The organism is Pseudomonas sp. KBN10P06128 (genome assembly GCF_037574945.1).
Taxonomy (GTDB): Bacteria; Pseudomonadota; Gammaproteobacteria; order Pseudomonadales; family Pseudomonadaceae; genus Pseudomonas; species Pseudomonas aeruginosa.
On the sequence record NZ_JBBELR010000001.1, the window covers coordinates 1,330,649 to 1,352,947 of the forward strand.

The 22,299-nt window shown below is 68.0% G+C and carries 20 protein-coding genes; 10 read left to right on the forward strand and 10 right to left on the reverse strand.

Annotation, left to right across the window (positions count from 1 at the left end):
• Nucleotides 1–40: 40 nt before the first annotated feature.
• On the reverse strand, nt 41–280 hold the full coding sequence (locus VQ065_RS06225; protein ID WP_152959661.1) for a hypothetical protein: 240 nt from the start codon (nt 278–280) through the stop codon (nt 41–43).
• 62 nt (nt 281–342) lie between these two features.
• Between VQ065_RS06225 and VQ065_RS06230 the strand changes: the two genes are divergently transcribed.
• Both VQ065_RS06230 and VQ065_RS06235 read left to right on the forward strand, forming a co-directional pair.
• Complete coding sequence (locus VQ065_RS06230; protein WP_003092694.1) at nt 343–1,599, forward strand: aromatic amino acid transport family protein; 1,257 nt, start codon at nt 343–345, stop codon at nt 1,597–1,599.
• Nucleotides 1,600–1,724: 125 nt separating this feature from the next.
• Entirely contained in the window at nt 1,725–2,309 is a 585-nt protein-coding gene (locus VQ065_RS06235) for a DUF2239 family protein (protein ID WP_003092691.1), read from the forward strand.
• Nucleotides 2,310–2,322: 13 nt separating this feature from the next.
• Here VQ065_RS06235 and mltF read toward each other — a convergent pair whose 3' ends face one another.
• On the reverse strand, nt 2,323–3,795 hold the full coding sequence (mltF, locus tag VQ065_RS06240) for a membrane-bound lytic murein transglycosylase MltF (protein WP_003104806.1): 1,473 nt from the start codon (nt 3,793–3,795) through the stop codon (nt 2,323–2,325).
• 286 nt (nt 3,796–4,081) lie between these two features.
• Between mltF and purL the strand changes: the two genes are divergently transcribed.
• The 3 genes from purL to VQ065_RS06255 all read left to right on the forward strand — a co-directional run bounded on the left by purL (nt 4,082) and on the right by VQ065_RS06255 (nt 8,760).
• Nucleotides 4,082–7,978, forward strand: a complete 3,897-nt coding sequence (purL, locus tag VQ065_RS06245; protein WP_340080372.1) for a phosphoribosylformylglycinamidine synthase — start codon at nt 4,082–4,084, stop codon at nt 7,976–7,978.
• Between the two features lie 6 nt (nt 7,979–7,984).
• A complete protein-coding gene (locus VQ065_RS06250; RefSeq protein ID WP_003092681.1) occupies nt 7,985–8,263 on the forward strand; it encodes a CDGSH iron-sulfur domain-containing protein in 279 nt (92 codons plus the stop codon).
• 179 nt (nt 8,264–8,442) lie between these two features.
• Complete coding sequence (locus tag VQ065_RS06255) at nt 8,443–8,760, forward strand: Nif3-like dinuclear metal center hexameric protein (RefSeq protein WP_003092679.1); 318 nt, start codon at nt 8,443–8,445, stop codon at nt 8,758–8,760.
• A gap of 201 nt (nt 8,761–8,961) precedes the next feature.
• On the opposite strand, the gene nagE is transcribed toward VQ065_RS06255, so the two are convergent.
• The 7 genes from nagE to VQ065_RS06290 form a co-directional block, all read right to left on the reverse strand.
• Nucleotides 8,962–10,674 (reverse strand): N-acetylglucosamine-specific PTS transporter subunit IIBC, encoded by a 1,713-nt coding sequence (nagE, locus tag VQ065_RS06260; protein WP_003092676.1) that lies wholly within the window; start codon nt 10,672–10,674, stop codon nt 8,962–8,964.
• Nucleotides 10,675–10,698: 24 nt separating this feature from the next.
• On the reverse strand, nt 10,699–13,227 hold the full coding sequence (gene ptsP, locus VQ065_RS06265; RefSeq protein WP_014604012.1) for a phosphoenolpyruvate--protein phosphotransferase: 2,529 nt from the start codon (nt 13,225–13,227) through the stop codon (nt 10,699–10,701).
• 16 nt (nt 13,228–13,243) lie between these two features.
• The gene (locus VQ065_RS06270) at nt 13,244–14,266 is read right to left on the reverse strand and encodes an SIS domain-containing protein (RefSeq protein WP_003092673.1); all 1,023 of its coding nucleotides are present in this window, start codon (nt 14,264–14,266) and stop codon (nt 13,244–13,246) included.
• Nucleotides 14,263–15,354 (reverse strand): N-acetylglucosamine-6-phosphate deacetylase, encoded by a 1,092-nt coding sequence (gene nagA, locus VQ065_RS06275; RefSeq protein ID WP_003092670.1) that lies wholly within the window; start codon nt 15,352–15,354, stop codon nt 14,263–14,265. Before nagA ends, VQ065_RS06270 begins: the two co-directional genes overlap by 4 nt.
• A gap of 16 nt (nt 15,355–15,370) precedes the next feature.
• On the reverse strand, nt 15,371–16,114 hold the full coding sequence (locus tag VQ065_RS06280; protein ID WP_003092669.1) for a GntR family transcriptional regulator: 744 nt from the start codon (nt 16,112–16,114) through the stop codon (nt 15,371–15,373).
• A 242-nt stretch (nt 16,115–16,356) separates the two neighbouring features.
• Entirely contained in the window at nt 16,357–16,857 is a 501-nt protein-coding gene (locus tag VQ065_RS06285) for a L,D-transpeptidase family protein (protein ID WP_003092667.1), read from the reverse strand.
• A 62-nt stretch (nt 16,858–16,919) separates the two neighbouring features.
• A complete protein-coding gene (locus VQ065_RS06290) occupies nt 16,920–17,474 on the reverse strand; it encodes an NUDIX hydrolase (protein WP_003092665.1) in 555 nt (184 codons plus the stop codon).
• A gap of 140 nt (nt 17,475–17,614) precedes the next feature.
• On the opposite strand from VQ065_RS06290, the gene VQ065_RS06295 reads away from it, so the two are divergent.
• The 5 genes from VQ065_RS06295 to VQ065_RS06315 are packed head-to-tail and all read left to right on the forward strand — an operon-like array spanning nt 17,615 to nt 20,949.
• Entirely contained in the window at nt 17,615–18,226 is a 612-nt protein-coding gene (locus VQ065_RS06295) for a CoA pyrophosphatase (RefSeq protein ID WP_003092664.1), read from the forward strand.
• A 37-nt stretch (nt 18,227–18,263) separates the two neighbouring features.
• Entirely contained in the window at nt 18,264–18,788 is a 525-nt protein-coding gene (locus VQ065_RS06300; RefSeq protein ID WP_003092662.1) for a gamma carbonic anhydrase family protein, read from the forward strand.
• Nucleotides 18,785–18,979, forward strand: coding sequence for a DUF1289 domain-containing protein (locus VQ065_RS06305; RefSeq protein WP_003092660.1), 195 nt, complete (start codon nt 18,785–18,787; stop codon nt 18,977–18,979). Before VQ065_RS06300 ends, VQ065_RS06305 begins: the two co-directional genes overlap by 4 nt.
• 37 nt (nt 18,980–19,016) lie before the next feature.
• Entirely contained in the window at nt 19,017–20,198 is a 1,182-nt protein-coding gene (gene purT, locus VQ065_RS06310; protein ID WP_003092658.1) for a formate-dependent phosphoribosylglycinamide formyltransferase, read from the forward strand.
• A gap of 1 nt (nt 20,199) precedes the next feature.
• Entirely contained in the window at nt 20,200–20,949 is a 750-nt protein-coding gene (locus tag VQ065_RS06315) for an SGNH/GDSL hydrolase family protein (RefSeq protein WP_014603983.1), read from the forward strand.
• A 7-nt stretch (nt 20,950–20,956) separates the two neighbouring features.
• Here VQ065_RS06315 and VQ065_RS06320 read toward each other — a convergent pair whose 3' ends face one another.
• A complete protein-coding gene (locus VQ065_RS06320) occupies nt 20,957–22,270 on the reverse strand; it encodes an MFS transporter (protein WP_003092654.1) in 1,314 nt (437 codons plus the stop codon).
• Nucleotides 22,271–22,299: the final 29 nt, after the last annotated feature.

Consider the following 22,299-nt stretch of genomic DNA (forward strand, 5'->3'; position numbering starts at 1 on the left):
CCCTGGCGCCTTCTTCTCCTTCAAAAGCCATCTGCATCAATTATTTATCCGGATATTTCGGACGATCGGCATAGGCGTAAAGTCGTAGTCGCCGCGCGCTTCCTTCGTCGAATTGTGTGATATTTTGCACGGCCGCTTGAGCAAGCGGCCCGCAGGCAATGGCTTCAGGTGAGAGCGAGCCCGCCTGCGGATACCCCCGCCGGACCGCGCAGCCGAAAAGCGCGGCCGGTCCGGAGGCGTCCGCGATTCCCGGCCCTGCATTGTCCTCGAAGAAGGCCATCGGTACGGCGGTCCTGGCCGCCTCCCGCACAATGCCAATTCGAAATGCAGGGAGTTGTTGTCATGAGTGATACCCGGGTCCAGCAGTATCAGGATCACGCCGGGGCGGAAGCCGTCGATTCCTCGGGACTGGAGGTCAAGCGCCTGACGTTCCTCGAGGCGGTGGCGATGATCGTCGGAACCAACATCGGCGCAGGCGTGCTGTCCATGGCCTACGCCAGCCGCAAGGCCGGCTTCATGCCATTGCTGCTCTGGCTGGCGGTGGCCGGCCTGTTCACCACCATTTCCATGCTCTACGTCTCGGAAACCGCCCTGCGCACGCGCACCCACAACCAGTTGAGCGGCCTTGCCCAGCGCTATGTCGGCTCCTTCGGCGCCTGGGCGATTTTCCTGTCCGTGGCGGTCAACAGCATCGGCGCACTGATCGCCTATATGAGCGGCAGCGGCAAGATCCTCAGCGCCTTCTTCGGCATCAGCCCGGCCCTGGGCAGCGTGCTGTTCTTCATTCCGGCCGCCGGCGTGCTGTACCTGGGACTGAGCGCCATCGGCAAGGGAGAGAAGTTCATCAGCATCGGCATGGTCAGCATGATCCTGATCCTGGTGGCGGCCACCCTGCTCAACGACAATACCGAGTTCGCTCGCCTGCTCGAAGGCGACTGGATCTACATGGTCCCGGTATTCAACATCGCGGTGTTCTGCTTCTCCGCCCAGTACATCGTCCCGGAGATGGCCCGTGGTTTCAGCCACGCCCCGGAGCGCCTGCCGAAGGCGGTGATCACCGGGATGCTGACCACCTTCGTCCTGCTCAGCATCGTGCCGCTCTCGGTGATCGCCCTGACCGGCCTGGAGAACCAGTCCGAAGTCGCCACCCTGGCCTGGGGCAAGGCGCTCGGCGAATGGGCCTTCTTCACCGCCAACACCTTCGCCCTGTGCGCCATGCTGACGTCCTACTGGGGCCTGGGCGGTAGCTTCCTGACCAACATCTTCGACAAGTTCCACAAGCTCGGTCCGGAGAACCGGCCGAAGACCCGCCTGCTGGTGCTGGCGATCGTCGCGCTGCCGCCGTTCGTCCTGGCTTACAGCGGGCTGGTCGGCTTCGTCAACGCGCTGTACTTCGCCGGGGCCTTCAGCGGAGTGATTCTCTCGATCATGCCAATCCTGATGCTGCGCTCGGCGCGCAGGAACGGCGACTTCGAGCCGGCCTGGAAATGCGGCTGGATCGCCCATCCGGCGATCCAGGCGGTGATCGTGACGATCTACCTGGCCAGCGCCGCCTACGCCATTTGCAGCGCCATGAACCTGCTGCCGGCCGGCTGGTAGGTCATCGCTGCCGGAAGAGGCCGCCATAGGGCGGCCTTTTTCATGGGATTTATTTTATCCGGATAATATTGTCGCTCTATTTATATCCGGGTATTATTCGGGCGTTCCATCCATGGGAGCCTGTCATGGCCAATGATCCATACATCCAGTCCTTCACCTGCTTCGACGGCACGCGCCGGCTGCTGACGGCGGCGCTGCCGGAGGTTGCGCTGGCCTTGAAGCAAGCGGTCGCCGGCGGTGCTGCCGGGCCGCTGCTGGTGTTCGACAATGCCACTGGGCGCTCCGTCGATCTCGATATCCGCGGTTCCAGCGAGGACCTGCTGGCGCGCCTGGTCGGCGCAGGCGAGCGGCAACCGGCGGAGGAGGCCGCGCCGCGCGGGCGCGGGCGGCCGAAGCTGGGCGTGGTGGCGCGCGAGGTGACCTTGTTGCCGCGCCACTGGGAATGGCTCGCCGCGCAGCCCGGGGGCGCCTCGGTGGCGCTGCGCAAGCTGGTCGAGGAGGCGCGCCGCAGCCAGTCCGGGCGTGCGCGGCAGGCGCAGGAGCGCGCCTACCATTTCATGAATGCGATGGCCGGCGACCTGCCGGGCTTCGAGGAGGCGACGCGGGCGCTGTTCGCCGGGGATCGCGAGGGCTTCGCCGAGCGGATCGCCGGCTGGCCGACCGATGTGCGCGAGCACGCCGCCTGGCTGGCAAGCGACGGAGAATCCTGAGGGGAGGGGGCGGCTAGAGTTTCTCGTCGCCGCTGTCTTCTTCCGGGCGCGTCTTGTTCACGCCGGGCAGGTGCAACCCGCTCTCGGCGATCTGGCTGCCTTCCATCTGCGGCTGGGTCACCCAGGTGAGGATGTCGTAGTAGCGCCGCACGTTCTGTACGAAGTGCACGGTCTCGCCGCCGCGCGCATAGCCGTAGCGGGTCTTGGCGTACCACTGCTTCTGCGCCAGGCGCGGCAGCATCTTCTTCACGTCCAGCCACTTGTTCGGGTTGAGGCCTTCCTTCTCGGCCATCTTGCGCGCGTCTTCCAGGTGCGCGCCGCCGATGTTGTAGGCGGCCAGGGCGAACCAGCTGCGGTCCGGTTCCTTGATGCTCTCGGGCAGTTCGCTGCGGATCTGCACGAAATACTTGCTGCCGCCCTGGATGCTCTGCTTCGGGTCGAGCCGGTTGGACACCCCCATCGCCTGGGCGGTGCGGTTGGTCAGCATCATCAGGCCGCGCACGCCGGTCTTGGAGGTAGCGCCGGGCTGCCACAGCGATTCCTGGTAGCCGATGGCGGCGAGCAGGCGCCAGTCGGTATCCAGCTGCTTGCCGCTCTGCTTGAAGTGGCTTTCGTAGCGCGGCAGGCGTTGCTGCAGGTGCTGGGCGAAGGTGTAGGCGCCGACGTAGCCGAGTACGTCGACATGCCCGTAGTAACGGTCCTTCAGGCGTTGCAGCAGGCCTTCCTTCTTGGCCTGGTCGAGGAATGCGTTGACCTCGTTCATCAGGCTGTCGTCGTCGCCGCCCGGCAAGGCCCAGGCCAGCCCGCGGGCTTCGCCGAAGTCGAAGGCGACGCGAACGTTGGGGAAGTACACCTGGTTCATCGCCAGTTCGTTGGAGTCGACCAGGGTCAGGTCGATGTCGCCGACGTCGACCATGCGCAACAGGTCGACCACTTCGACAGCATCGGATTCTTCGTACTTCAGTTCGGGATACTGCTTCTTCAGCTCGGCGAGCTGCTCCGCGTGGCTGCTGCCCTTGAGCACCATGATGCGCTTGCCGACCAGGTCTTCCGGGCGGGTCGGGCGCTGCTGGCCGTTGCGGTAGATGATCTGCGGGGTGACGTCGAGGTAGGTGTGCGAGTAGCGCACGCTGGCGTCGTCTTCGCGTCCCGGGGTCAGGCCGGCCGCGGCGAGAGCCGGGCCGCCCTCGCGGGAAAGCTGGGCATAGAGGTCGTCGAGGTTGTCGGCGGTCTCGATCTTCAGCTCGACGCCGAGACGCTCGGCGAAGCGCTTGGCCAGTTCGTATTCGAAGCCGGTTTCGCCGTTGCGGTCCTGGAAGTAGGTGGCCGGGCTGTTGCGGGTGATCACGCGCAGTACGCCCTCCTTCTGCACGCGCTCCAGGGCGGTAGGGGCTTTCGCCTCGCTACAGCCCGCAAGCAGCAGAAAGATGCCGGTCGCCAACAGCCAGGCGGCGCAACGTAAGCGGTACGCGGTCAGGGCAAACATCGGCGCAGTATACGCAAAGGCGAGACGGCGCCATATCTCGACAGCCGGGACCTTCTCTGCTATCGCCGGGATACCGTTCGTCCGCCGTTTCGCTTGCCCCGTCGCAGAGCGCTGCGGCGCCGTTCTCGAAGTGCTTCGAAGCGGGCCGCCGCGGATCCGATGGAGGGCTATGCGATAGCCATCGGCGCGGGTGCCGCCGGACGGTGCTTTACGGTAGAATGCACGGCCTCTGCGGGCCGGCCCGGCCGGCCCCCACACCTTCCCGTCTCCAGAGGCTGTTCCGACAATGCTGATCCTGCGCGGCGCTCCCGCCCTTTCCGCTTTCCGCCACGGCAAACTGCTCGAGCAACTGACCCAGCACGTACCTGCCGTTACCGGGCTGTACGCTGAGTTCGCGCATTTCGCCGACGTCACCGGCGCGCTCACCGCCGACGAGGAGCAGGTGCTGGCGCGGCTGCTGAAATACGGCCCGAGCGTGCCGGTGCAGGAGCCCAGCGGCCGGCTGTTCCTGGTGGTGCCGCGCTTCGGCACCATCTCGCCGTGGTCGAGCAAGGCCTCCGACATCGCCCGCAACTGCGGCCTGGCGAAGATCGACCGGCTGGAGCGCGGCATTGCCTACTATGTGCAGGGCGAACTGTCCGAGAGCGACGCCCAGCAGGTCGCCGCCCGCCTGCATGACCGCATGACCCAACTGGTGCTGGACCGCCTGGAAGGCGCCGCCGAGCTGTTCAGCCATGCGCAGCCCCGCCCGCTCACCGCCGTCGACGTGCTTGGCGGCGGTCGCGCCGCGCTGGAGAAGGCCAACGTCGAGCTGGGCCTGGCCCTGGCCGAGGACGAGATCGACTACCTGCTGAAGAGCTTCGGCGAACTGGGGCGCAACCCGCACGACGTCGAGCTGATGATGTTCGCCCAGGCCAACTCCGAGCATTGCCGGCACAAGATCTTCAATGCCAGTTGGGACATCGACGGGCAGGCCCAGGACAAGAGCCTGTTCGGCATGATCAAGAACACCTACGAGATGAACCGCGAAGGCGTGCTGTCCGCATACAAGGACAACGCCGCGGTCATCGTCGGCCATGTCGCCGGGCGTTTCTTCCCCGATCCGCAGACCCGCGAATACGCCGCCAGCCGCGAGCCGGTGCAGATCCTGATGAAGGTGGAGACCCACAACCACCCGACCGCCATCGCGCCGTTCCCCGGTGCCTCCACCGGTTCCGGCGGCGAGATCCGCGACGAGGGCGCCACCGGCCGCGGCGCCAAGCCGAAGGCCGGCCTGACCGGCTTCACCGTGTCCAACCTGCAGATCCCCGGTTTCGAACAGCCCTGGGAAGTGCCCTACGGCAAGCCCGAGCGCATCGTCACCGCGCTGGACATCATGGTCGAGGGCCCGCTGGGCGGCGCCGCGTTCAACAACGAGTTCGGCCGTCCGGCGCTGACCGGCTACTTCCGTACCTTCGAGCAGAAGATCGCTACCCCTCACGGCGAGGAAGTGCGCGGCTACCACAAGCCGATCATGCTCGCCGGCGGCATGGGCAACATTCGCGACGAACACGTGCAGAAGGGCGAGATCAGCGTCGGCGCCAAGCTCATCGTCCTTGGCGGCCCGGCCATGCTGATCGGCCTGGGCGGCGGCGCCGCCTCTTCGATGGCCACCGGCGCCAGCTCCGCCGACCTCGACTTCGCCTCGGTGCAGCGCGACAACCCGGAAATGGAGCGACGTTGCCAGGAAGTGATCGACCGCTGCTGGCAGCTCGGCGAGCGCAACCCGATCAGCTTCATCCATGACGTCGGTGCCGGCGGCCTGTCCAACGCCCTGCCGGAACTGATCAACGACGGCGGCCGCGGCGGTCGCTTCGAGCTGCGCGCGGTGCCCAACGACGAGCCGGGCATGAGCCCGCTGGAAATCTGGTGCAACGAGTCGCAGGAGCGCTACGTGCTGTCGGTGGACGCCGCCGACTTCGAGACCTTCAAGGCCATCTGCGAGCGCGAGCGCTGCCCGTTCGCGGTGGTCGGCGAGGCCATCGAGCAGCGCCAGCTGACCGTCGCCGACAGCCATTTCGACAACAAGCCGGTGGACATGCCGCTGGAAGTCCTGCTCGGCAAGGCGCCGCGCATGCACCGCGCGGTCACCCGCGAGGCCGAGCTGGGTGACGATTTCGACGCCGCCGGGCTGGAGCTGCAGGAAAGCGTCGAGCGCGTCCTGCGCCATCCCGCCGTGGCCAGCAAGAGCTTCCTGATCACCATCGGCGACCGCACCATCACCGGGCTGGTGGCCCGCGACCAGATGGTCGGGCCCTGGCAGGTGCCGGTGGCCGACTGCGCCGTCACCGCCACCAGCTTCGACGTCTACACCGGCGAGGCCATGGCGATGGGCGAGCGCCCCCCGCTGGCGCTGCTGGACGCCCCGGCTTCCGGACGCATGGCCATCGGCGAGACGGTCACCAACCTGGCTGCCGCGCGTATCGGCAAGCTGTCCGACATCAAGCTTTCCGCCAACTGGATGGCCGCCGCCGGCCACCCCGGCGAGGACGCGCGCCTGTATGACACGGTCAAGGCCGTGGGCATGGAACTGTGCCCGGAACTGGGCATCACCATCCCGGTGGGCAAGGACTCGATGTCCATGAAGACCCGCTGGCAGGACAATGGCGAGGACAAGAGCGTCACTTCTCCGGTCTCGCTGATCGTCACCGGCTTCGCTCCGGTCGCCGACGTGCGCCAGAGCCTGACCCCGCAACTGCGCCTGGACAAGGGCGAGACCGACCTGATCCTGATCGATCTCGGCCGCGGCAAGAACCGTCTCGGCGGCTCGATCCTGGCACAGGTCCACGGCAAGCTCGGCCGCGCCGTGCCGGACGTCGACGACGCCGAGGACCTGAAAGCCTTCTTCGCGGTGATCCAGGGGCTCAATGCCGACGGCCATATCCTCGCCTACCACGACCGTTCCGACGGCGGCCTGATCACCAGCGTGCTGGAGATGGCCTTCGCCGGTCACTGCGGCGTCGAGCTGAACCTCGATGCCCTGGCCGATAGCCGCGAAGAGTTGGCGGCCGTGTTGTTCAGCGAGGAACTGGGCGCGGTGATCCAGGTTCGCGAGGGCGCCACTCCGGAAGTCCTCGCGCAGTTCAGCGCCGCCGGTCTCGACGACTGCGTGGCGGTGATCGGCCAGCCGGTCAATGGCTACGAGATCAACCTGAACTACAACGGCGAGACCGTCTACAGCGCCCAGCGCCGCATCCTGCAACGCATCTGGAGCGAGACCAGCTACCAGATCCAGCGTCTGCGCGACAACGCCGACTGCGCCGAGCAGGAGTTCGACGCGTTGCTGGACGAAGACAACCCCGGGCTGTCGATCAAGCTCAGCTACGACGTCAACGACGACATCGCCGCGCCCTACATCAAGAAGGGCGTGCGGCCGAAAGTGGCGATCCTCCGCGAGCAGGGCGTCAACGGCCAGGTGGAGATGGCCGCGGCGTTCGACCGCGCCGGCTTCGCCGCGATCGACGTGCACATGAGCGACATCCTCGCCGGGCGGGTCGACCTGGACGCCTTCAAGGGCCTGGTGGCCTGCGGTGGCTTCTCCTACGGCGACGTGCTCGGCGCCGGCGAGGGCTGGGCCAAGTCGATCCTCTTCAACGCCCGCGCCCGCGACGGCTTCCAGGTCTTCTTCGCGCGCAAGGACAGCTTCGCCCTCGGCGTCTGCAACGGCTGCCAGATGATGTCCAACCTGCACGAGCTGATTCCCGGCACCGAGTTCTGGCCGCACTTCGTGCGCAACCGTTCCGAGCAGTTCGAGGCGCGGGTGGCGATGGTCCAGGTGCAGGAGTCGTCGTCGATCTTCCTGCAGGGCATGGCCGGTTCGCGCCTGCCGATCGCCATCGCCCATGGCGAAGGCCATGCGGAGTTCGAGTCGGAGGAAGCGTTGCTCGAGGCCGACCTTTCCGGCTGCGTGTCGCTGCGTTTCGTCGACAACCACGGCAAGGTCACCGAAGCCTACCCGGCCAACCCCAACGGGTCGCCGCGCGGCATCACCGGGCTGAGCAGCCGCGACGGTCGGGTCACCATCATGATGCCGCACCCCGAGCGGGTGTTCCGCGCCGTGCAGAATTCCTGGCGCCCGGACGACTGGCAGGAAGACGGCGGCTGGCTGCGCATGTTCCGCAACGCCCGGGTCTGGGTGGACTGATCAGGCATGGCGGGCGATGCGGACTCCAGCTCGTCGCCCGACCTTCTTCCCGAGGTTCGCCGGGTCTCTCCCGGCGACACCTTGCGGCTCTGTACCTGCGGGGCTTCGGCTTCGCTTCCCGATTGTCCCGCCGACTGCCGCAACGGCCTGACGCTCCACGCGACCCGCGAGCGCCTGTTGCTGTTGTGCCGCTGCGGGCGCTCCGCCGACCTGCCGTATTGCGACGGCAGCCATGCGCCTTCCGCCTTCGGGCTGAAGGCCAGGTGGCGGCGTTTCCGCGGCTGAACGTAAATCTGTGAACGCCCGCACGAAGGTGTTGTGACGAGCGAACAAATGTTGCGCTTATCTGTCGTAAAGGCAGCGTCAAATATTCATCATGTCAAGGCAAAGTGCCATTATTTGGCGTCGGCAGTCGCACAACCACCGACCGCCTCGTGCAGCATTCGATTCGTGCGGAGAAAACGATGTACAAGCTGTGTTTCTATGTGCCTGAGAGCCATCTGGATGTCGTCAAGCAAGCGGTGTTCGCCGCGGGTGGCGGGCGCATCGGGGCGTACGACAGTTGCTGCTGGCAGTCCCTTGGACAGGGCCAGTTCCGGCCCCTGGACGGTAGCCAACCCTACCTGGGCCAGGTCGGCCAGGTCGAGCACGTGGCGGAGTGGAAAGTGGAGCTGGTGGTGGCCGACGAGCTCATCCACGCCAGCGTTAAGGCGCTGAAGGCGGCGCATCCCTATGAGACCCCGGCCTACGAAGTCTGGCGCCTGACCGACATGGTCTTCTGAGTTTTCCTCGGACAAGCAAGAAGGGCGGCCAGTGGCCGCCTTTTTCGTTATCCGCCTCACGGGGAGAGCCCGACCCGGGGCTGTGGCGTGGCGCGAACAACCGTCTCGCGATTATCGAACCCGAGCGTGGGAGCTGTGGCGTAGGGCGGATAACCGCTTGGCGGTTATCCGCCGATTGGCCGAGGTCCAGCCCTCCTGCCGTCAGCGCCGCAGCAGCGGTTGCAGGGCCTGGCTCAAGGCCGCGGCGCGGGGGCCCACCAGGATATGGCAGATGCCGCCGGCGAGGGAGCTGACGCCCTGTCCGCCGAGACGACGCAGTTGCTCGGTGGCCAGCTTGCGTTCGTCCGCCACGCTGACCCGCAGGCGGGTCAGTGCGACGTCCCGTACCTCGCGCAGGTTGCCGGCGCCGCCGAGGGCGCCGAGCCAGGCCTGGGCTTCGGCGGCGTCGACGGTGGCCTGCATCGACTCCACCTCTTCGGCTGTGTTCGGACTGCCCAGCGGCGGTACGGCTTCGCCCGGTTGCGTATCGAAGGGCAGGGCGCGGCGGATCTCGTCGGCGATGCTGTCGGCCTGTGGGCCGACCACCACCTGCAGGCTGCCGGCCTTGCCCGGACGTACCACGGCCATCGCACCGAGGGCCTTGAGCTGGGCGTCCGAGGCCTTGTCGCGGTCGACCAGGCGCAGACGCAGGCGCGTGGTGCAGGCGTCCACCACTTCGAGGTTGGCTGCGCCACCCAAGGCGCGGATGAATGCCGGGGCGCGCTCGGCTTCGGCGTTGTCGCCCGATTCGCTGCTCGCGTCGTCTTCGCGGCCCGGGGTCTTCAGGTTGAAGCGGCGGATGCAGAAGTCGAACACCAGGTAATAGATGCCGGCATAGAGCAGGCCCAGCGGCCAGAGCATCCAGCCGTGGGTGGAGCGGCCCCAGCCCAGGGCGAGGTCGATGGCGCCACCGGAGAAGGTGAAGCCGAGGCGGATGTCGAGCAGGTCGGTGAGGGCCATGGACAGGCCGGTGAGCAGCGCATGCAGCAGGTAGAGCAGCGGCGCGAGGAACATGAAGGCGAACTCCACCGGCTCGGTGACGCCGGTGAGGAAGGCGGTCAAGGCCATCGACAGGAGCAGCCCGCCGATCAGCTTGCGCCGCTCCGGACGGGCGTTGCGGTACATCGCCAGGCAGGCGGCGGGCAGGCCGAACATCATCACCGGGAACATCCCGGCCATGAACTGGCCGCCCTTCGGGTCGCCGGCGAAATAACGCGCCAGGTCGCCGGTGACGACGCGCCCGGTTTCCGGGTCGGTGAAGCTGCCGAAGACGAACCACACCAGGTTGTTGAGGATGTGGTGCAACCCAGTGACGATCAGCAGGCGGTTCAGCACGCCGAAGGCGAAGGCGCCGAAGCTGCCGCTTTCCAGCATGAGTTGGCCGAGGCCGTTGATGCCCTGTTGCAGCGGTGGCCAGATCACCCCGAACAGCAGGCCCAGGCAGACCGCGCTGATCCCGGTGGCGATCGGCACGAAGCGGCGGCCGCCGAAGAACGCCAGGTATTCCGGCAGCTTCACGTCCTTGAAGCGGTTATACAGGGCGCCAGCCACCAGGCCGCTGATGATGCCGGAGAGCACGCCCATGTCGATGCCCGGATCGATCACCTTGAGCACCGAGATCATCACCAGGTAGCCGATGGCGCCGGCCAGGCCGGCGGTGCCGTTGTTGTCGCGAGCGAAACCGACGGCGATGCCGATGGCGAAGATCAGCGCCAGGTTGGCGAAGATCGCCTTGCCGGCGTCGTGGACCAGCGGAATGTCGAGCAGGTCGACGTCGCCCAGGCGCAGCAGCAGGCCGGCGATCGGCAGGATCGCGATCGGCAGCATCAGGGCTCGGCCCAGGCGTTGCAGGCTTTCGATCAGGAACGGGGGCATGGCGGTGGTCTCCGATTGTTCTTGTCAGGCCAGCGGCCAGTGTTGCAGGCAGGCGTCGCGCACCGCCCGGGCGCTGCCCAGGTCCAGCAGCGCCTGGGCGTGGCGGCGGCATTCGGCGGCGTCGAGCTGGCGCACCCGGGTCTTGATCTCGCCGACCAGGTTCGGCCCGACGGACAATTCCTCGACCCCGAGGCCGACCAGTACCGGTGTCGCCAGCGGGTCCGAGGCCAGCGCACCGCAGACGCCGACCCAGCGGCCGTGGCGGGCTGCTCCGGCGCAGGTCTGGGCGATCAGTCGCAGCAGCGCCGGGTGCAGGGCGTCGATGCGGTCGGCCAGGCCGGCGTGGCAACGGTCCATGGCCAGGGCGTACTGCGACAGGTCGTTGGTGCCGATGGAGAGGAAGTCGGCGTGTTCGGCCAGTTGATCGGCGAGCAGGGCGGCGGAGGGCACCTCGATCATCACCCCGAGTTCGGGCAGGCGCTCGATCCCCAACTGCGTGGCCAGCTCGCCGAGGCGGCCACGGATGGCGCGCAGTTCGTCGACCTCGCTGACCATCGGCAGCAGTATCCGGCAGCGTTCCAGCGGTTCGACCCTGAGCAGCGCGCGCAACTGCTGGTCGAGCAGTTCCGGGCGCGCCTGGCCGAGGCGGATGCCGCGCAGGCCCAGCGCTGGGTTTTCTTCCACCGGCAGCGGCAGGTAGTCGAGGTGCTTGTCGCCGCCGACATCGATGGTGCGGATGATCACCTTGCGCTGGCCCATGGCGTCCAGGACCTCCTGGTAGGCGTTGCGCTGTTCCTCTTCGTCGGGCGCGGCGCGGCGCTCGAGGAAGAGAAACTCGGTGCGTAGCAGGCCGACCCCGTCGGCGCCGTTGGCGAAGGCTTCGGCAGCCTCGCGCGGCGAGGCGACGTTGGCGCCGATCTCGATGCGCCGGCCGTCGCGGGTGAGCGCCTCGCGCTGCGCATCGGCCTGCTGGCGGCGGCGTTGTTCCTCGCGCTGCGCCACTTGCAAGGCGACCTGCTCCAGGCGTCGAGCGTCGGGGCTGAGTTCCAGCCGCCCCTGGCCGGCGTCCAGCACCACCTGCCGGCCTTCCTCCAGCTCCAGCAGCCCGGCGCCGAGCGCCACCAGGCACGGCAGGCCCTTGCTGCGGGCGAGGATGGCCACGTGGGAGGTGGCGCCGCCTTCGGCCATGCACAGGCCAGCCGCGCCGGCATCCACCAGCGGCGCGAGGTCGGAGGGGGTGATCTCCCGGGCGGCGACGATGGCGCCAGCAGGCACCCGCAACGGCGCGGTGTCGCCGAGCAGTACCCGCAGCACGCGTTTTTCCAGGTCGCGCAGGTCGTTGGCGCGCTCGGCCAGCAGCAGGTTGCCCAGCGCCTGGAGAATCTCGCACTGGGCCTGGATCGCCCGGTGCCAGGCGTGGGCGGCGCCGACGCCCTGGTCGATCAGCATGTCGGCGGCGTCCAGCAGACCCGGGTCTTCCAGCAGCGCGAGATGCGCGGAAAAGATCGCCGCTTCGTTCTCGTCGCCGCCGAGCCTGGCCTGCTGCAGGCTCCCCTGTACGTCGTCGCGCACCCGTTGCAGGGCCTGGTCCAGGGCGAGGTGCTGTTCCTCGGGACGATGCCGGCCGTCGTCCGCCGGCAGGCTGATGGCGCCGAGCCGCGCCAGGGGACCGCTGGCCAGGCCGGGCGAAGCGCAGACGCCGGTCAGGGTACCGGCGACAGCCGCAGGTCGCGCCGCCTCGCCCGGGGCGATGGCGCGCGGAGCCTCCTTCGGAGCCCCCGCGGTGGCGCTGGCGAGGGCCGCGAGCAGGGCGCCGAGGGCCGCCTCGCTGTCTTCGCCGCGACAGATCACCTCTACCTCGTCCTGTTCGGCGACCCCCAGGCCCATGATGCCGACCAGGCTGTCGACGCTGGCCACCTGTCCGGCGAAGTGCAGTTCGGCCTGGCTGGAAAAGCCCTGCGCGGTCTTGCGTAGCAGCGCTGCCGGGCGTGCGTGCAGACCGCCATGATGGGCGACCCGCGCCCGCCCGCGAACCTGGCGCTGCGCGGAGCCTTCGCCAGGCGCGGGATTGGCCGGACGTTGCTCGGCCTTCTCCGGACTCAGTTGCAGGAGCGGCGCGCCGACCTCCACCGGGTTGGTGGTCAGCGGGCGTACCTGGAAGCCGTCGCCGTTGGTCAGGATCATCACCGTGATCAGACTGCGGCTGCCGCGGGCGACGCGGTCCAGGTCGAAGCGCAGCAGCGGCTGGCCCTCGATCACCCGCGCACCTTCCTCGACCAGCGCCTCGAAGCCTTCGCCTTGCAGCTGTACGGTGTCGAGGCCGACGTGCAGCAGCAGCTCGGCACCGTTGTCGGCGCGCAGGCTGAGCGCGTGGCGGGTTCGCGCCAGGTGGCTGACCAGCCCGGCGCAGGGCGCGTGCAGGCAGTCGTTGAGCGGGTCGATGGCGATGCCTTCGCCCAGGGTGCCGCTGGAAAACACCGGGTCGGGTACTCGGTTGAGCGGCATCACGGGGCCGCTCAGGGGCGCTTTGAGGGCGAGATTCTTGTTGTTCATGGGCGCGCGCTCAGGCTCAGTGGGTTCGGGTGACTTTGCTCAGGTGCCGTGGCTGGTCCGGGTCCATGCCGCGAGCTTCGGCCAGGCCGGCGGCCATGACGTAGAAACTCTGGATCGCCAGGATCGGATCGAGCGCCGGATGCGCGGCGCGCTGCAGCGGCAGGTCGCGTTCGGCGATGTCGTCCGGGGCGGCGAGCAATACCTGCGCACCGCGCTGGCGCATATCCTCGGCGAGCGCCAGCAGGCCTTCCTGCTCCGGGCCGCGGGGAGCGAACACCAGCAGCGGATAGCGCTCCTCGACCAGCGCCATCGGTCCATGGCGGACCTCGGCGCTGCTGAAGGCCTCGGCCTGGATCGCCGAGGTTTCCTTGAATTTCAGCGCGGCCTCCTGGGCGATGGCGTAGCCGGCGCCGCGACCGATCACCATCAGCCGCTGGCAGTCGCGCAGGGCCTCGATGGCCGGCGACCAGTCGAGCCTGGCGGCCTGCTCCAGCCCGGCCGCCAGGCCCTGGCCTGCGGCCAGCAGGGCATTGTCGCGCTGCCAGTGGGCGAGCAGGCGGGCGCTGGCGCTGAGCGTGGCGATGAAGCTCTTGGTCGCTGCGACGCTGCGCTCGCTGCCGGCGCAGAGCGGCACGACGAATTCGCTGGCGGCTTCCAGCGGCGAATCCTCGGCATTCACCAGGGCGATGCCCAGGGCGCCGCGTTCGCGCAGGATGCGCAGGCTGTCCACGAGATCGGGGCTCTGCCCGGACTGCGAGAAAGCGAAGACGGCCTGCCCGGCGACACGCAGCGGCGAGCGGTTCAGGGTCACCACCGACATGGGCAGCGAGGCCACCGGCAAGCCGGCGTGCTGCATGGCCAGGTAGGCGAAGTAGCTGGCGGCATGGTCGGAGCTGCCGCGCGCGACGGTCAGCGCCAGGTTCGGATCGACCTCCCGCAGGCGCTGGCCAAGCGCCGGCAGGCAGGCGTCGAGCACGGCCAGTTGACGGCTCGCCACCGCGGCGGCGGAGAGCGCTTCCTCGAGCATCAGCGAAGTCATTCGAGTTCTCCTTCCACCATCACGGCATCGAGTTCCAGGGCGCGATCCAGGCGCACCACATCGGCCCAGGCTGCGGGCGCCAGGCGGCCGCGCTCGGCGAGGCCGAGGTAATCGGCGGGGAATTGCGAAAGGCGTTGCGAGGCTTCGGCCAGGGGCAGGCCGATCTTCACCAGGTTGCGCAGCGCCTGGTCCATGGTCAGGGTGCTGCCGGCCAGGGTGCCGTCGGGCAGGCGCACGCCGCCCAGGCACTTGGTCACCGTGTGGCTGCCGAGCTTGTACTGGCCGTCGGGCATGCCGGCGGCGGCGGTGGAGTCGGTCACGCAGTACAGGCACGGGATCGAACGCAGGGCCACCCTGATGGCGCCGGGATGGACATGCAGCAGGTCGGGGATCAGCTCGGCGTAGCGTGCGTGGGCCAGGGCCGCGCCGACGATACCCGGTTCGCGGTGGTGCAGGCCGGTCATCGCGTTGTAGAGGTGGGTGAAGCTGCTGGCGCCGGCTTCCAGTGCGGCCACGCCATCCTCGTAGCTGCCCAGGGTATGGCCGATCTGCAGGCGTACGCCGCGCTCGGCGAGGGCGCGGATCAGCGGCCGGTGTCCGGCGATCTCGGGGGCGATGGTGATCACCCGGATCGGCGCCCGGCGCAGGTAGTCCTCGACTTCCTCGAGCACCGCGGCATGGGCGAAGTTGGGCTGCGCGCCGAGCTTGCCGGAGTTGATGTAGGGGCCTTCCAGGTGCACGCCGAGTATCCGTGAACCGCCCTCCAGCGAGCGGCGGCAGTAATCGCCGAGCTGGCTGAGGATGTCGGCGATCTCCTCGCGCGGTGCGGTCATGGTGGTGGCCAGCAGCGAGGTCGTGCCGAAGCGCCGGTGGGTGCGGGCGATGGTGGCGAAGGCGTCGCCACCTTCCATGATGTCGCGGCCGCCGCCGCCGTGCACATGCAGGTCGATGAAGCCTGGCAGCAGGTATGGATCGGCGTTGCCGGCCGGATCGCAGGGCTCGCCTTCGATCCGCTGGATACGCCCGTCCTGGATGTGCAGGCGGCCGAGGATCCAGCCTTGCGGGGTGAGGATGTTGCCTTCGAGCATGGCGGCTCCGTGTCGGTCAGCGTCGCAGTTCGGCGACGAAGTCGTAGTAGTCGTTGCGGCAGTAGGTGTCGGTCAGCTCGATCGGGGTGTTGTCCTCGAGGTAGCCGATCCGGGTCATCAGCAGCATCGCGGTGCCCGGCGCGATGCCGACCAGCGCGGCATCGGACGCGGAGGCGTTGATCGCGCGCACGTGCTGGAGGGCGCGGACCACCGGGCGACCGATGCCGTCCAGGTATTCGTAGAGGGAATCGCCGACCGCTGTCGGGTCCGGCAGCAGGCGTGCCGGCAGGGTGCTGTTCTCGATCGCCATCACCGTGCCGTCGGCCTTGCGCAGGCGCTTCATGCGCGCGACCTTTTCGGTCGGCGAGAGGCCGAGGCGGATCAGTTCGTCGTGGGTGGGCAGGGCGATGCCGCGCTCCAGCCAGGTGGAGCCGGGGGTGAAGCCTTTCAGGCGGAGCATCTCGCTGAAGCTGGAGAGACGCGACAGCGGTTGTTCGAGACGCGGCGTAATGAAGGTGCCGGAGCCCTGGTTGCGGCGGATCAGCCCCTGCTCGAAGAGTACTTCGAGGGCCTTGCGCGCGGTGACGCGGGAAATGTTCAGGGTTTCGCTGAGGTTGCGTTCGGAGGGCAGCGCTTCCTCCGCTTTCCACTGGCCGGCATGGATCGCGCTCTCGAGATTGCGCGCCAGCTGCAGATAGAGGGGGGTGGGTTGCGCCTCGTCGGGACGCAGGGCCAGGAGCAGGTCGTGGGCTGTCTTCATGAGAGGTTCCGATGCGGATTGTGTTGTTGTCGCCCGGTAATGCTGGGAAAACTAATACCACTTGAATACCACGTCAATGCCAGTTGTGCGTCGCGCACGCGTCAGCCAGCCGTCCCGTCGATTGACTTGGCCTGAGTAAGGGATGCAAGGGTTTGACGGATAAAAGAAAACGCCGCCGGAAAATCTCGCGGCGGCGTTCCTGGTGTGGCTGACGGCTGACGAGTGGTAGCAGCCTGGTTCTGTCAGGGGCGGATCTCGATCAGCGTGCCGTCTTTCACCACGCTCCAGACTTCGCGCATGTCGGTGTTGTTCATGGCGATACAGCCATTGGTCCAGTCCAGGGTGGAGAAGTACCACTCCGGGTATTCGTCATCCAGCGGGGTGCCGTGGATCATGATCATGCCACCGGCCGGCAGGCCCTTTTCCCGGGCCTTGGCCACGTCGCGGGCGTTGGGGTAGGAAATGTGCATGGAGAGGTTGTAGTTGTTGCTGGTCTTGCGCCAGTCGATCCAGTAGAAGCCTTCCGGGGTGCGGTTGTCGCCTTCGGCCAGCTTCGGGCCGGTCGGGCGCTTGCCCAGCGAGACACGGTAGCTTTTCAGGACGTTGCCTTTGTTGAGGAGCAGCAGTTTTCGCTCGGACTTGAGCACCAGGACCTTGTCCACCTTGCCTTCCAGGCTCGGCGCGGCATTGGCCTGGGTCAGACTGGCGAAGGTCAAGCACAGCAAAGCAAGCAACCAGCGCATGGAAGTGAAATCCCCGATGTTCCCTTGAGCCGCAACGGCGGCGGTGTTCGAGTGTTTGGCGTTCAGTCTTTCTTATAGGAAGCCAGCATAGGTGCAATGGCTTCGTTGCGCACCGGGAAGCAGCCTTCGCGGCGGTCGCTGAAGTAGCATTCTAAGGTACGGCCGATGGTCGGAAAAGCCAGCTCCGACCAGGGAATCTCCGCTTCGTCGAAAAGCCGCACCTCCAGGCTTTCATCGCCGGCGGAGAAATCCAGGTCGAGCAGCTCGGCGCGGAAGAACAGGTAGACCTGGCTGATGTGCGGCAGGTCGAAAAGGGTATAGAGCTGCAGGTCGCCGATCCGCGCGTTGGCTTCTTCCTCTGTCTCGCGGGCCGCCGCCTGGGCGAGGGTCTCGCCGTTCTCCATGAAGCCGGCCGGCAGCGTCCAGTAGCCCAGGCGCGGCGCAATGGCGCGACGGCAGAGCAGGACCTGGCCGTCCCACACCGGCAGGCTGCCGGCGACGATACGCGGGTTCTGGTAGTGCACGGTGTGGCAGGCGTCGCAGACGTAGCGCAGGCGGTTGTCGCCGTCCGGGATGCGCTGGACCACCGTGGCGCCGCACAGGCTGCAGAATTTCATGCCAGGTTCTTCTTCGGGGAAAGGCCTATCTTGCTCGGCTGGCCGGGAGGCGACAAGGCCCCGTGCGGGAGGGGTGGGCTGGCCGGGGCTTTCGTGCCATGATCTCGGGGAAACGACAAGACCTCGGAAACCCCGGCAGTATGAACTGCACGCTCGACGAGCTGCGCCAACGCATCGAGGCGCACCGCCCCCGCCAACTGGATACCGACCAGCGCTTCCCCCAAGCGGCCGTGCTGGTGCCCATCACCCGCAGCGACGATCCGGAGCTGGTGCTGACCCTGCGCGCCGCCGGTTTGTCCACCCATGGCGGCGAGGTCGCCTTCCCCGGCGGGCGGCGCGACCCGGAAGACGCCGACCTGGTGCGCACCGCCCTGCGCGAGGCGGAGGAGGAGATCGCCTTGCCGCCGGGCCTGGTGGAAGTGGTCGGGCCGCTGAGCACCCTGGTCTCGCGGCATGGTATCGAGGTCACTCCCTATGTCGCCTTCATTCCCGACTTCGTCGAGTACCAGCCCAACGACGGCGAGATCGCCGCGGTGTTCAACGTGCCGCTGAGTTTCTTTCGCGACGACCCGCGCGAGGTCACCCACCGTATCGACTACTTCGGCCGCAGCTGGTACGTGCCCAGCTATCGCTTCGGCGAGTTCAAGATCTGGGGCCTGACGGCCATCATGGTGGTGGAGCTGGTCAACCTGCTGTACGACGACCCCATCGACCTGCACACGCCGCCGGCTTCGTTCATCAAACTGAGTTGACCGACGGGGCGCAGACCCCGGCCATGAGGAGATCGCGATGAAATACCGCCTGGGCGATGCCCGCGTCGAAACCCATCCCGACAGCTGGATCGCGCCCAGCGCAGCGGTGATCGGCAAGGTTCGCCTGGATGCCGGCGCCAGCGTCTGGTTTGGCGCGGTGCTGCGCGGCGACAACGAGCTGATCCATATCGGCGAGCACAGCAACGTCCAGGACGGCTCGGTGATGCACACCGACATGGGCTATCCGCTGACCCTCGGCAAGGGCGTCACCGTCGGCCACAACGCCATGCTGCATGGTTGCAGCGTGGGCGACTACAGCCTGGTGGGGATCAACGCGGTGATCCTCAATGGGGCGAAGATCGGCAAGTACTGCATCATCGGCGCCAACGCGCTGATTCCCGAGGGCAAGGAGATTCCCGACGGCTCGCTGGTGATGGGCTCGCCGGGCAAGGTAGTGCGCGAGCTGAGCGAGCCGCAGAAGAAGATGCTCGAGGCCAGCGCCGCCCACTATGTGCACAATGCCCGCCGTTACGCCCGCGACCTCGTCGAGGACCCGGCGTGAACGAGCGACCGGTGGCTTCGCCCTGCGTGCATGTCTGCGCGCTGGACGAGCAGGACATCTGCATCGGCTGCCAGCGCACGGCGGCCGAGATCACCCGCTGGGGCCTGATGAGCAACGACGAGCGCCGCGAGGTGCTCGGTCGCTGTTTCGAGCGCGCCAAGGCGCAAGGGCTGGTCAGCGGTTCCGCCTGAAGCGGATTCCGTTTTCTTTCATTTCCGAGGTTCTTCCATGACCCGTATCGGTACCCCCCTGTCGCCGAGCGCGACCCGCGTCCTTCTCTGTGGCTCCGGCGAGCTGGGCAAGGAAGTCGCCATCGAGCTGCAACGCCTGGGTTGCGAAGTGATCGCCGTCGATCGCTATGGCAACGCGCCGGCCATGCAGGTGGCGCATCGCAGCCACGTGATCAGCATGCTCGACGGCGCCGCCCTGCGCGCGGTGATCGAGCAGGAGAAGCCGCACTACATCGTGCCCGAGATCGAGGCCATCGCCACCGCGACCCTGGTCGAGCTGGAGGCCGAAGGCTACACCGTGGTGCCCACCGCCCGCGCCGCGCAACTGACCATGAACCGCGAGGGTATCCGCCGGCTGGCTGCCGAGGAACTCGGCCTGCCGACCTCGCCCTATCACTTCGCCGATACCTTCGAGGACTACCGCCGTGGCGTCGAGCGCGTCGGCTACCCCTGCGTGGTGAAGCCGATCATGAGTTCGTCTGGCAAGGGCCAGAGCGTCCTGAAAGGCCCCGACGACCTGCAGGCGGCCTGGGACTATGCCCAGGAAGGCGGGCGCGCCGGCAAGGGCCGGGTGATCGTCGAGGGCTTCATCGATTTCGACTACGAAATCACCCTGCTCACCGTGCGCCACGTCGACGGCACCACTTTCTGCGCGCCGATCGGTCACCGCCAGGTCAAGGGCGACTACCACGAGTCCTGGCAGCCGCAGGCGATGAGCGCGCAGGCCCTGGCCGAGTCCGAGCGGGTCGCCCGGGCAGTGACCGAGGCCCTCGGCGGACGCGGGCTGTTCGGCGTCGAACTGTTCGTCAAGGGCGACCAGGTGTGGTTCAGCGAGGTGTCGCCGCGTCCGCACGATACCGGCCTGGTGACCCTGATTTCCCAGGATCTTTCCGAGTTCGCGCTGCACGCGCGGGCGATCCTCGGCCTGCCGATCCCGGTGATCCGCCAGCTCGGCCCGTCGGCCTCGGCGGTGATCCTGGTGGAAGGCAAGTCCCGGCAGGTCGCTTTCGCCAACCTCGGCGCCGCGCTGAGCGAGGCGGATACGGCGCTACGCCTGTTCGGCAAGCCGGAAGTGGATGGCCAGCGGCGGATGGGCGTGGCCCTGGCGCGCGACGAGTCGATCGACGCCGCTCGCGCCAAGGCGACCCGGGCCGCCCAGGCGGTTCGCGTCGAACTCTGAGATGTGCCGGCTGGCAACGCTGGCCTGGTGGGCGGCGGCTCTGCCGTTGCTGCCGCTGGCGGTGCCGCTGGCTATCCGCACCCGCCGCCGAGCCTTGCGCCTGGCGCCCGCGGCGGGACCTCGCGAAGGGCTGGTCGGTGGGTCCGGTGCCGAAGAGCCGCTGCGCTTGCTGTTGTTCGGTGAGTCGACAGTGGTCGGGGTCGGCGCCAGTTGCCTGGACTACGCCCTGGCCGGCCGCCTGGCCGCGGCGCTGGGCGAGCGTCTGCGCCGCCCGGTGGCCTGGCAGGCGCTGGGCGAGAACGGCATCACCAGCGGCGAGGCGCGCGAACGCCTGCTACCGCAGGTGGCGGGACGTTTCTTCGACCAGGTGATCCTGGTCTTCGGCGTCAATGACACCACCAGCCTGCGCTCCCTCGAACGCTGGCGTGCCGACTGCGCGGCCCTGATCGACGGCTTCCAGGCGGCCGGCGCGCAGGTGACTTGCACCGCGGTGCCGCCGCTGCGGCATTTTTCCGCCTTGCCCGGGTTGCTGCGGGCCCTGCTGGGATGGCGCGGGCGGCTGCTCGACGAGGCGCTGCGCGATCTCGCTGGCGCGACCGGCGCCGGCTACTGTCCGATCTCGCTGGACCTGCTTCCGGACTACCTGGCCATCGACGGCTTTCATCCGTCGCAGCTGGGCTACCAGGTCTGGGCCGGGGCCCTCGCCGACTGGTTGGCGGCGAGGGAGAAGGGCGGCGCCGCGGTAGCCTGAGCGAGACTCAGGACACTGCGCCGAGGTCGTTGTCGCGGGTTTCCTTCAGGCACAGCACCGCCAGCAGGCTGAGCAGCGCCGCTGCGGAGACGTAGCCGCCGACCCAGCCCAGGCCGCCGATGCCGACCAGCTTCTGGGCGATATAGGGCGCCACCGAGGCGCCGAGAATGCCGCCCAGGTTGTAGGCCGCCGACGCGCCGGTGTAGCGCACGTGGGTGGGGAATATTTCCGGCAGCAGCGCGCCCATCGGGGCGAAGGTGACCCCCATCAGGAACAGCTCGATGCAGAGGAACAGGGCGACGCTGAACGTCGAGCCCTGGCTGAGCAGCGGCTCCATGGCGAAGCCGGAGGCGATCGCCGCCAGGCTGCCGAGCAGCAGTACCGGCTTGCGTCCGAAGCGGTCGCTGAGCCAGGCCGACAGCGGCGTGGCGGCGGCCATGAAGAGCACCGCGAGGCACAGCAGACCAAGGAACTCCTCGCGGCTGAAGCCGAGGCTGGCCACCCCGTAGCTCAGCGAGAACACCGTGGAGATATAGAACAGCGCATAACACACCACCATCGCCAGGGCGCCGAGCAGGGTCGGCCGCCAGTGCTGGGCGAACAGCTCGGCGATCGGCAGGCGGACCCTCTCGTGCTTGGCCATGGCCTTGGCGAACACCGGGGTTTCCGCCAGCTTCAGGCGTACGTAGAGGCCGACCACGACCAGCGCCGCGCTGAGCAGGAACGGGATCCGCCAGCCCCAGTCACGGAACTGCTCCTCGCTGAGCAGCATCGCCAGGGCCAGGAACAGGCCGTTGGCGGCGAGGAAGCCGATCGACGGGCCGAGCTGGGGAAACATGCCGAACCAGGCGCGCTTGCCGGCCGGCGCGTTCTCCGTGGCCAGCAGCGCGGCGCCGCCCCACTCGCCGCCGAGGCCGAGGCCCTGGCCGAAGCGCAGCACGCAGAGCAGCAACGGCGCCCAGTAGCCGATGCTGTCGTAGCCGGGGAGGACGCCGATCAGGGTAGTGGATACCCCCATCAGCAGCAGCGAGGCGACCAGGGTCGACTTGCGCCCGATGCGGTCGCCGAAGTGGCCGAACAGCGCCGAGCCCAGCGGACGGGCGAGGAAGGCGATGCCGAAGGTGAGGAAGGCGCTGAGCATCTGCGCGGTGCCGGATGTCTGCGGGAAGAATACCGGACCGATCACCAGGGCGGCGGCAGTGGCATAGACGTAGAAATCGTAGAATTCGATGGCGGTGCCGATGAAGCTGGCGACTGCGACCCGGGTGGTCGAGTTGGCCGGTTCCGGAGCGGCGTCGGCGGCGAGGGTGGCGGCGGTCATGGTGGGAAGGTCCCTGGCAGTCGGGGCAC